The organism is Mycobacterium sp. JS623, from assembly GCF_000328565.1.
Lineage (GTDB): Bacteria > Actinomycetota > Actinomycetes > Mycobacteriales > Mycobacteriaceae > Mycobacterium.
The window spans coordinates 131,124-142,075 of record NC_019957.1 but is presented as its reverse complement, the minus strand read 5'-3'; the positions used below and the strand labels follow the sequence as shown (position 1 = coordinate 142,075).

Below are 10,952 nucleotides of genomic sequence, written 5' to 3'. Positions count from 1 at the left end.
ATGCATCTGTCGAAGCGAATTCAAGTGCAACTGGCAGTCTTTGCAGTGCTGACCCTGGTCGCGGGCGGGATCATGTCGTTCGCCATTCTCGGCTTGCCCAATCTGCTGTTCGGTGTTGGGCATTACCAGGTGACCATGGACCTACCCCAAGCTGGCGGGCTGTATCAGAACGCCAACGTCACCTATCGCGGCACCGAGGTCGGACAGGTCAAGGCGCTAGAGTTGACCCCCGGCGGGGTGCGCGCGACGCTCTCGCTCGATTCAGACGTGGCCATTCCAGCCGATCTTGACGCGCAGGTCCACAGTCAAACGGCCGCGGGCGAGCAGTTCGTCGCGCTGGTGCCGCGCAGTGGCGGCGGCGCGCTGCTGAAGAACGGCGACGCGATACCTCGAGACCGGACCAGCGTGCCACCCGATATCAACTCGCTACTGACCGCGACCAACCGCGGGCTGCAAGCGATCCCGCACGACAACCTCAAGACAGCGATCGATGAGGCCTACACGGCGGTCGGCGGATTGGGTCCGGAATTGTCTCGCCTAGTCAAAGGCACCACCACCTTGACGCAGGACGCGCGTACCAACCTTGATGCACTCACCACGGTCATCGACCAATCCAAACCCATTCTGGACACCCAGACCGACACCTCCGACGCTATTCAAGCCTGGGCGGCCAACCTCGCCCAGATAACAGGAGAACTCAAGTCGCAGGATGACTCGCTTAACGGCATCCTCGCCACAGCGCCTGGCGCAGCTGATGAAGCGCGGCAATTGCTGGACCGGGTGCGCCCCACGGTGCCCATTCTGGCGGCCAACCTCGTGAGCGTCGGTCAGGTCGCGGTCACCTATCAACCCAACCTCGAACAGCTCCTCGTCCTGCTTCCCCCCTTTGTAGCGCACGTTCAGGGTGCCGAGCTGGCCAACCGCGACACCAAGCAGGCCTATAAAGGCGCCTACCTGTCCTTCAACCTGAATCTCAACCTGCCACCGCCCTGTACAACAGGATTCCTGCCCGCCAACCAGGTGCGCCCGCCTAGTGAGGTGGACTACCCCGAGCGGCCGGCGGGCGACCTGTACTGCCGTGTCCCACAGGACTCGATGCTCAACGTCCGCGGAGTACGCAATACACCGTGTGAAACGCGCCCGGGTAAGCGAGCAGCGACGGTCAAGATGTGCGAGAGCGACGAAAACTACGTGCCACTCAACGATGGCTTCAACTGGAAGGGCGACCCTAACGCCACCCTGTCCGGGCAGCCCGTTCCGCAGTTGCCTCCTGGATCGCCGGCACCGGCGGCGCCACCGCCACCGCCGCTGGCCGTCGCCAACTACGACCCCGCCACCGGCACGTATATCGGCCCAGACGGCCGCCAATACACCCAGGCGAACCTGGCAGCGGAGAGACCCGAGCAGCAGACCTGGCAAGACATGTTGCTGCCACCGAAAGGGAACTGACCGTTGACCATCGAGACCGACCGCGACATCACGACGGCTGACGCCGACTCAATCGCCGATCCTGAGCCAATAGAAACCGTCGGAAACGCCGACGAACTCGGTGAGGAGGAACACCATGCGGATCCGCCAGAGGTAGGCGGCCGCAAACGCCGTCGCCTGCGTTTGCCCAAATCGCCTCTGCGCCAAGCGTTGATCGTCGTGGTGCTCATCATTGTCGTGCTCATCGGCGTAGCTGGTTGGCTGGGATGGCATGTATATCAGTCAAACCGACTCAGTCAGGACCACGCTGCACTTCTTCAGGTTGGCCGCCAAGGCGCGCTGAGTTTGACCACCATCGATTGGCAGCACGCCGACGCCGACGTCCAACGAATCCTTGATTGCGCGACGGGAACCTTCTACGACGACTTTTCCAAGCGCTCAAAACCCTTCATCGATGTGGTGAAACAAGCGCAGTCAACATCGGTAGGCACGATCACCGCGGCAGGGTTGGAATCAGCGACGGCCAACGACGCGCAAGTACTGGTCGCCGTCAGCGTCAAGCTTTCCAATAGAGCTGGGCCCGAGCAGAACCCGCGTGCCTGGCGAATGCGGATTTCGGTGCAGAAGGTTGGTGAGGACGTGAAGGTGTCCAATGTGGAGTTCGTGCCATGAGTGATGAGCAGCTATCTGTCGACGAACCCGTGAACACCGCCGAACAGGCTTCCCCGCGCGCTAGCCGCTCGCGATCGAGGAGGATAACGCTCAGGCGCCGCCGACACGCCGATGCCGTCGCACACCAAGATACAGCAGCCGATGTCGTGGAACCCCCTGTGCCGAAAAGCAATTGCGAAACCGACGAGGGCGAGCAGAGAGGCTCAGCATCCGATGGCACCGAAGAGAACCGATCGCGTCGAGGCGGGTTCACTCGCGTCATCTGCTTCGGCGTTCTGCCCGTTGTGGCGTTGCTGTCGACACTAGGTGTGGCGTACTTGAAGTATCAGGAGGCCACCAACACCGCGGCAGAGCGAGCCAGCATCGAATCGGTTCAGGTCGCCAAGGACAGCGCCATTGCGATGCTCTCCTACACCCCCGACACCGTAGAGGCCAAGCTGACCGCGGCCCGCGATCGGCTCACCGGAAACTTCCGCGACTCCTACACCTCGCTGACCCACGATGTGGTAATCCCGGGCGCCAAAGAACAGAAGATCTCAGCCACCGCCACCGTACCCGCGGCGGCCACGGTATCGGCCAGCGCCAACCACGCTGTCGCGCTGATCTTTGTCAATCAGGCGATCGTCATTGACAACAGTGCTCCCTCGGAAACCAGTTCGGTCGTGCAAGTCGCCCTCGACAAGGTCGACAATCGTTGGCTCATATCAGGATTCGATCCAAAATGAAACGCCTCGCCTTAGGCTTGACAGCAGCAACGACCACCGCAGCCGCCATTCTGGGAATCGCAACGTATCCGCCGGCGGCTCGCGCTGACGCGGTGGCATACCTGGTGAATGTCACTGTGCGGCCCGGCTATAACTTCGCCAACGCGGAACAGGCACTTACGTATGGCCGCGGCGTGTGCGACAAGATCGCCGCCGGCCGCGGATACGGCCAGATCATCGCCGACGTGAAAGCCGATTTCGCCACCTCCGACGAATACCAGGCGTCCTACCTGATCGCCCAGTCGGCCAACGAGCTGTGCCCGGCGCAGATCTGGCAGTTGCGCAACTCCGCGGCCAACTACCGTCCAGCTGCAGGCTGAAAAGCATGCCGGGGCTGGGGATGTCAAAAACGATTGAGGTGTAAGCCAATGGGCACCAGGAGCATCATCTGCCATTCGCGCGATATCCGGCGCCGGCGTGCCGTCGTTGCCGTCATCTTGTTGGCACTGTGTGCCGGCACCACGATCGCAGGTCCCTCCGCCCACGCCGACAACCATCGCCTCAACGCCAGTGTGGTCTCCAACGTCTACACGATCCAGCGCCAAGCCGGGTGCACCAACGAACTCAGAATCAACCCGCAGCTGCAGCTAGCAGCGCAGTGGCACAGTCGCGACGTGCTCGGCGACCGGACGCTCGACGGCGATATCGGCTCGGATGGTTCGACGGCGCAGGACCGCGCCAACGCGGCCGGATACCACGGGACAGTCGCCGAAACCGTAGCCATCAATCCGGCGCTGGCCATCAGCGGCATCGAATTGCTCAACCAGTGGTACTACAACCCGGCATACCTGGCCATCATGCAGAACTGCGCTTTTACGCAGATCGGGGTGTGGTCGGAAAACAGCATCGACCGCACCGTCGTGGTCGCTGTGTACGGGCACCCCGCATGACAAGGCATCCCGGCGGGCTCGTGCCGATTACCTCAGCAGGCGAACTGAACAGAGCAGGGGCCCAGGGTGTTTCGGTTCTTCCTAGTGTCGATTGGAGACAGATCACATGGATCCCAACCCCGACTATGACGTCAGCGATGAGCTGGAGTACGGCATCAACTGGTTCGCCTGGATCCTGCGCGGCGTGTACCCGCCGCCTGCCTACCCGCCAGTGTGATCTCCCATTGGCTAAATACCGGATGAGGCATCCGAATTGGAGTCCGAGCCTCCTCACATGCGAAGGAAGCGTGCAATGAAGCTACAGGTCATCGTGCTGCGGGCCCTACTTGCTGCAGCACTCACACTGTGTTTATGGAACGCCGCGCATGCTCGAGCAGCCGACATGGAGTATTTGATGGTCCCGTCGAGCGCGATGGGCCGCGACATTCCGGTGGCCTACCTGGCCGGCGGGCCGCACGCGGTGTATCTGCTGGACGCCTTCAACGCCGGTGACACTGTCAGCAATTGGGTCAGCGCGGGTGACGCAATGAACACCCTTGCCGGCAAGGGCATTTCAGTGGCTGCCCCAGCCGGGGGCGCCTACAGCTTCTATACCGACTGGGAGCAGGACGGCAGCCGTCAATGGGAGACGTTCCTGTCCACCGAGCTGCCGAACTGGTTGGCGGCCAACAAAGGTCTCGCACCCGGCGGCCACGCCATCGTCGGCGCAGCCCAAGGTGGAACCGGCGCGCTGATGATGGCCGCATTCCACCCAGACCGCTTCACCTACGCAGGCTCCATGTCGGGCTTCTTGACTCCATCAAACACCACTTTGAATGGGGCTATCGCCGACGGTATGCAGCGCTTCGGCGGAGTGGACATCCGCAATATGTGGGGTGCGGCACAACTGGGCCGCTGGAAGTGGCATGACCCCTCAGTGCATGCCCAGTTGCTGGTCGACAACAACACCCGGCTGTGGGTGTTTAGCCCGGCGACCCTGACATGTAGTGATCCGGCGGCGATGATCGGCTATTGCGATCAGGCCCAGGGCAGCAACCGCAGTTTCTATGCGCAGTACCGCGCCGTGGGGGGCCACAACGGACACTTCGACATCCCAACTACGGGCCAGCAGCATGACTGGGGCAGTTGGGGTCCGCAGCTGGCGGCGATGTCGGGTGATCTGGCTTCGGCCATCAGATAGCCGCCAATTGTTGGGAGGTGCACTGAAATGTGGCGACGCGCTTGGATGTTCGTTGTGCTAGCCGCCGGGACGTTCGCGGCGGGGATTCCGTTGGCCACTTCGGCCCATGCCGATACCTGGTCCAAGTCAAGACACATGAAGGTAAGTCGCGGGTGCTGTGTCCCTGGGAGCTTGTCAGGATGCGGGGTTCGCACAGTGAGGTCGCTGGAGGCGACGCGAATTTCGTTGCTGCGTTACGTGTTTGGCGTATCGTCGGTCGATCTTGGCGCGACGCCAGGTGTGGTCCTGGGACATCACGAAACTGCAAGGCCCGCAACGAGGTATCTGCTATCAGCTGTATGTGATCATCATGTCTTTAGGTTGCGATGGACGGGGCGAAGCCACGCAAGCCTGCGCAGTGGCCGCTCGGCTAGCCGGGGCTTCAGGGTCGGGCCGGACGCGAACCGTGGGTCCTTCGCCCAAGATTTGAGCGAGGCTGGTTCATTCAAACACCGTGTTCGCCGAGTTGGATAATAAAGCGAGAGTGCCTCGTGAAGAGACCTTCGCTGGATCGGAGCAAGTATCAATGGCTGCGCCTATCGGCACGCAATCCAGCGCAAGCGTGCATGAATTCACCGCCGATCTGGTTGTTCGACGCCGCAGCGCACCCGCAGAAGGTGTGGTCGTGGTGGACCTTGCCCATCCGAAGGACCAAGACCTGCCTCGCTGGGAACCGGGAGCCCATATCGACCTGCTCCTCGGCGAGGGCTTGACGCGCCAGTACTCGCTGTGTGGTGATCCTCGCGTTTCGGGGGTCTGGCGCGTTGGAGTGTTGCTGGACCCCAACAGTCGCGGTGGTTCTCGGTACGTTCACGACAACCTCGAAGAGGGAGCCACGGTGCAGGTGCGCGGCCCGCGGAACCATTTTGAGCTCGTCGACGCGCCGCGCTACCGGTTCATTGCGGGAGGCATCGGCATCACGCCGATATTCGCGATGCTCGAGGCGGTGCAGCGGGCAGGCAACGAGTGGACCCTGCTCTATGGCGGGCGGACCCGAGCGTCGATGGCGTTCGCCGAAGACCTTGCCGAGCGCTATCCCGAGCGGGTAACGGTGTGGCCGCAGGACGAGCGGGGCCTGCTCGATTTGGAATCGCTACTCGAGGATCCCGAGGACAACACCTTGGTGTACTGCTGTGGGCCCGAAGCGCTGCTCAGCGCGGTCGAGCAGCAATGCGCGACATGGCCACCCGGGATTCTCCATATCGAACGGTTCGCGGCCAAGACCCCCACCGCCGAGGAGGCCGCCGAAGCGCTGAAGAGCTTTGAGGTGGTGTGCCACCGTAGCGGGCTCACGCTGGAGGTGAGCTCGGAGGCGTCGATCCTGGAGGTCCTCGAGGATGCCGACGTCCCGATTATGGCCGCCTGCTATGAGGGTGTTTGTGGTACCTGCGAGGCGAGGGTGCTGGAGGGCACCCCGGAACACCGAGACTCGGTGCTCAGCGTGGCTGAACAAGCCGCCGGTGAAGTGATGTTGGTCTGCGTGTCGCGCTCACGCACTGAAAGGTTGGTGCTGGACCTGTGACTATCAACTACCCAAAGAAAAGCTGGTATGTCGCGGCCACCTGCGACGAGATCACCGACTCGCCGCTGGGTCGACGCCTGCTCGGAGAGGATGTCGTGCTATGGCGCGGGACCAGCGGACGGATCACCGCATTCGAGAACCGTTGCGCGCACCGGGCTTTCCCGCTGTCGCATAGCAGGACCGATGGAGATCGATTGGTCTGCGGCTACCACGGATGTACATACGACGCAGACGGCAAGTGCGTATACACACCGACCCAACCACAGGTCCCGACCGGGATGAGCGTGCCCGTATTTCCCGTCCTCGAGGAGCCACCGTTTATCTGGATCTGGCTGGGACCGCCGGCCGCTGCCGCTGGCAGCCAACCGCCACGCGCGCCGTGGATCAACGACCCCGCGTGGTCGTCATTCGCGAGCACCTGGGAGGTCAGCGCCAATTACATGATGGTCCACGAACATTACCTGGACTTCAGCTACGCCCCCGTCCTTCATGCGAGCGATCTGCCCCCGGGAATCCGCGCTATGCCGGCATTCAACGACGTCGAGGTGACCGAAACGACCGTCTCTTACACCCGCCTCTTTCCGCAAGTGCCACTCGCCGAGTGGGAGGCCGAGGCCACCGGTCTCGACCGTGCCGCTACATATAAGCGTCGCGAGAGCGGCACGTTCGCCTCGCCGGCGCTGCATTTCCAAAGTTGGAATATTGAAACCTCCACGGGCGAGGTGTACTCCACCGCTCGGAGCCACTGCATCACTCCCGAGATGGAAACCTCCACGCACGTCTTCATGCACGGGTCGCGTAACTACGCAACCGATCGTGGCGCGGTGACCACCCAACTGCGGTCGTTTCTGGCCGAGGTTGCCCGACGCGACGAGTCCATCCTGGAAATGGCATCCAGCCACTCCGGCTACGAGGCCTGGCGAGGCGGAGTGGAATTTCAGGCCGACGCGGCCATCCTGCGCGCTCGACGCATTGTTGCGGTAATGCTGGCCAAAGAAGCGGGCCGGTCCGCGATTCGGCCCGGTCTCCGGGGCACCCCCGGTAGCGACCCGTTCCACCACCTTCAACCCGTCACAACCAGAAGTTAGCCACAGTTCGCGCGGTCACTACTTCGTGAAAGGACCGGGCCGGATCGGGCCTGGTCGTGTCCCTCCGGCGGTGTAAAAGGAGTCAGACGTAGGTTCCGTCGAAGACCAGCAAGTCTGAAGGAACCCACGTCCGTGTCGAAGAGGATATCGCCTGCGCGAGGGTTGCAGGCAGAGATTGATGAGGTGCTCGCCGGCGGCGAGGACCTGGCGGGTGCGATCGAGCAGGTCGCGGTGCTCGGCGCGCGGTTGCTGCTGCAGGCCGCGATCGAGGCCGAGGTGACCGCGTACCTGGGCCGCGACCGCTACGAGCGGGCCGCGAGCTGCGACGACGCCCGCGCCGGGATGCGCAACGGGTACTGCCCGACCACGGTGAAGACCACCGCGGGCCCGGTGACGCTCGCCCGGCCGAAGGTGCGCGGCACCACCGAGCGGTTCGCCTCCCAGCTGTTCGGGAAGGGGGTGACCAAGATCGACGCGCTGGAGTCGCTGGTGATCGCCGGGTTCGTCCGCGGCCTGTCCACCCGTCGATGTGGAGGCGACGCTGGTGGAGGCGCTCGGCGAAGCCGCGGCGGTGTCGAAATCGACGGTGTCGCGGGTGTGCTAGGACATCAACACCCAGTGAACCAGCGACTGTAGCCGCGGTGTGTGCTGTGTCCGATCTGCTTGCCACCCTTGATGGTCCAGTCAAGCCAGGTCGACATGTACTGATTCTCAGGCGGGTCCATCTCCTGATAGACCGGCCCGTTGTCGAGAGCGAAACATGGATCCGCTTCATGTCCTCGGCATCGAACTCAGAGGTGATCACTCACCCACGGGCGAAGCGGCTTCGAGCTCGAGCGCCTTGCGCCACGGACCTCGTAATCGAACGAGATATCGCGTCCCACACCCCATTTCGATGGGGAGGCGTAGAGATCCTCGATTGAGAAGTTGTACCGCATCGGGCCGTTGAATGGCGTGGCCTCCGGTTCGGGGGAAGTTGTAGTCAATGAACTCGCTCGCGGAACTCGGTTTTGCCTTCGGAGAGGGCGTTGAAGAAGTGCATCGCACCGGGGGAGAAACACGCCTCCAGCGAAAGAAGTGCGACCGTTGACGTTCCGCCAACGTCGTGGACGCCCGTTGATCAGTGGCGAACGCGGCAGAATGATGCCCGGCACCGAGGGCCGGCTGCTCGGTACGGCGCCGATCGGCCGGCAAGAGCCGCTGCTTGTGCGTCGCTCCGAAGGTCAGTTGCAGGCTTATGACCGTTCTCGTAGATGTCTGGCTGAAGCCGCTTCTTCGTCGGTGACGCTGTCGGGATAGCGCTCCGCGAGTTCGTCGGCAAAAGCCATTGTCGTCGTCGTTCGTCCGCCGTAGAGCAAGGTCCAGTCGCTACCGTCCTGCTACGCCGCCTCGATCATCGCGGAGATCGGAGTGATGCCGATACCGCCTGCGATGAAGCGATACTGCGCCGCGTCGACGAGTGGAAAGTGGTTGCGAGGACCGCGAACCCGGACTTTGGCTCCCTCGCTGAGCGCGTAGTGAACGTACTACGATCCGCCGCGACGGTTCGGGTCGAGTAGAACCCCGACGCGCCGCACCGCAGAGTCGCTGGCATCGCCGCCCGACGATCAGGTCGATGTGGGCGCCCGGTCCCCAGTCGGGGAGCTCGGCGTCCTGCGGATGTGCCAGGTCGAGCACCACCACGCCCTCGGCCGGTGTGCTGCGGAGCCTTACGACCAGGTCGACCGTGCAATCGCCGACGCTGGCGATAGGCGTCGTCATAGACACCGATGATGTCGTGCCCGGCGACGGCGGTTGAGCTGCAGCCGATATAGAGCTTGAGAGTACTCGATTATGGGGATTCGAAGATCGGTGGCTCAGGAGAAGTTGATCTTGACGGGCAGGTGCTTGAGACCGCCGACGAAGTTGGTCTGCGTGTACTGTCCGGGTCCGAGCAGCTCGATCGACTCCACCTTCGGCAGCAGCTCTTCGAACATCACCTTCAGTTCGAGCTTGGACAGGTGTTGGCCGATGCATATGTGCGGGCCGTGGCCGAACGCGATCTGCTTGTTCGGCTTGCGGTCGATGTCGAACTCGTCGGGACGATCGAAGACGTCTTCGTCGCGGTTGGCCGACTGGAACAGCACCATCAACCGGTCACCCTTTTTGATGGTTTGCCCGCGCATCGTGTAGTCCTGCTCGGCGCGGCGCATGAAGTGTTTGGCCGGTGCGACGATCCGCAGGGACTCCAGGATCAGGTTCGGTATCAGTTTCGGATCCGATTTGACACGTGCCAGGACATTGGGGTGTTCCGACAGCAGCTTCAAAGTTCCGGCCAGGGTCGCCGAAGTGGTGTCATGTCCCGCGGTGACAATCGCTATGTAGTAGCCATAGGCGTAGGACTTCGGCAGGAACTCCCCGTCGGGACCCTTAGCCATGGCGATGATGGTGGCGAGGTCCTCGCGGGGATTGGCGCGGCGGTCCTCGACCAGTACATCGAAGTAGGCGCAGATCTCCTGAAAGGCCGCCACGAACTGCTGGGCCATCGCCTCGGGGCTGGGCTCCTCGACCTCGCGTTGGTGTTCGGGGTCGCCAGCGCCGAACATCTCCTGCGTCACCTTCATCAGGATCGGCTCGTCCTCGGCTGGGACCCCGAACAGCGTCATCATCACATGTAGGGGGTAGCCCATGGCCCAGTCGTCGACCAGGTCGATCTCCTTGCGCTCTGCGGACAGCTTCTGCAACTTGTCGATGGCCTCGGTGGCGATGCCGCGGATCTGGTCGGTCCACTTCTGAAGCGGGGTGGGCCGGAACCAGTCGTTGGTGATGAACTTGATATCGGTGTGCTCCGGCGGATCGAGGTAGGGCAAGGAGTCCATGAGGCGCAGGTGGCCGCCGAGCAAGCTCTTCATGAACCCGTCGCCGGCCCGGTTCTGCAGGACTGGGTTGTTGCCGCCATGATCGTTCGGGCCCCCGCCGGCCGAGAAGATCGCGGGCTGGCTCTCGACCTCCCGCACGTCGGCGTGCTTGCTGACGAGCCAGAGAGGATCGAATCCTTCCACGACTGCCTGGGCCAGCGGCGCGTTGTTGCGCACCCATTTGTAGGCCTTATGCAGCGCGTCGATGTCGCCGTGACCCTCGGGGAGCACGATTTGCCGTGCGACATCGTCTGGAACGATTGCGGCGCCGGTGTTCGTCATGCATGTCCTTCTTTCCTGCGGAATCAAATATGCAGTCTCCACTCGCAGATGCGTCGGCGAGCGCGTTTCTTGATTCAAGTCTCTTTGCGGAGAAATTGTCAATACCCCCGATATGTCGCACCTATTTTGAGCGGTCGTCCGGCATGGCGCGCTCGGCGTGTAGAGCGACATCGACATGGCTATGGATGGG

At 62.7% G+C, this 10,952-nt stretch carries 9 protein-coding genes and 2 pseudogenes; 10 read left to right on the top strand and 1 reads right to left on the bottom strand.

Going from position 1 to position 10,952, the window contains the following annotated elements:
• The 10 genes and pseudogenes from MYCSM_RS31900 to MYCSM_RS31860 form a co-directional block, all read left to right on the top strand.
• Entirely contained in the window at positions 1-1,449 is a 1,449-nt protein-coding gene (locus MYCSM_RS31900; protein ID WP_015297642.1) for an MCE family protein, read from the top strand.
• Positions 1,450-1,452: 3 nt separating this feature from the next.
• Positions 1,453-2,100 carry a hypothetical protein gene (locus MYCSM_RS31895; protein ID WP_015297641.1) on the top strand — a complete coding sequence of 216 codons (648 nt, stop codon included), beginning with the start codon at positions 1,453-1,455 and terminating at the stop codon, positions 2,098-2,100.
• Positions 2,101-2,258: 158 nt separating this feature from the next.
• Positions 2,259-2,825 (top strand): hypothetical protein, encoded by a 567-nt coding sequence (locus tag MYCSM_RS31890; protein ID WP_157681562.1) that lies wholly within the window; start codon positions 2,259-2,261, stop codon positions 2,823-2,825.
• On the top strand, positions 2,822-3,184 hold the full coding sequence (locus MYCSM_RS31885) for a DUF732 domain-containing protein (protein WP_015297639.1): 363 nt from the start codon (positions 2,822-2,824) through the stop codon (positions 3,182-3,184). Before MYCSM_RS31890 ends, MYCSM_RS31885 begins: the two co-directional genes overlap by 4 nt.
• Positions 3,185-3,232: 48 nt before the next feature.
• The gene (locus MYCSM_RS31880) at positions 3,233-3,754 is read left to right on the top strand and encodes a CAP domain-containing protein (protein ID WP_015297638.1); all 522 of its coding nucleotides are present in this window, start codon (positions 3,233-3,235) and stop codon (positions 3,752-3,754) included.
• Between the two features lie 109 nt (positions 3,755-3,863).
• Positions 3,864-3,971: pseudogene (locus tag MYCSM_RS38595) on the top strand (CAP domain-containing protein); the annotation flags it as partial.
• 75 nt (positions 3,972-4,046) lie between these two features.
• Entirely contained in the window at positions 4,047-4,934 is an 888-nt protein-coding gene (locus tag MYCSM_RS31875; protein ID WP_015297637.1) for an esterase family protein, read from the top strand.
• A 565-nt stretch (positions 4,935-5,499) separates the two neighbouring features.
• Positions 5,500-6,495 carry a PDR/VanB family oxidoreductase gene (locus tag MYCSM_RS31870; protein ID WP_015297636.1) on the top strand — a complete coding sequence of 332 codons (996 nt, stop codon included), beginning with the start codon at positions 5,500-5,502 and terminating at the stop codon, positions 6,493-6,495.
• On the top strand, positions 6,492-7,583 hold the full coding sequence (locus tag MYCSM_RS31865; RefSeq protein WP_015297635.1) for a Rieske 2Fe-2S domain-containing protein: 1,092 nt from the start codon (positions 6,492-6,494) through the stop codon (positions 7,581-7,583). The genes MYCSM_RS31870 and MYCSM_RS31865 overlap by 4 nt, the downstream gene beginning before the upstream one ends.
• Before the next feature lie 132 nt (positions 7,584-7,715).
• Positions 7,716-8,184: pseudogene (locus MYCSM_RS31860) on the top strand (transposase); the annotation flags it as partial.
• Between the two features lie 1,255 nt (positions 8,185-9,439).
• On the opposite strand, the gene MYCSM_RS31855 reads toward MYCSM_RS31860, so the two are convergent.
• Positions 9,440-10,762: a cytochrome P450 gene (locus MYCSM_RS31855; protein WP_015297633.1), complete on the bottom strand. Its 1,323-nt coding sequence runs from the start codon at positions 10,760-10,762 to the stop codon at positions 9,440-9,442.
• Positions 10,763-10,952 lie beyond the last annotated feature (190 nt).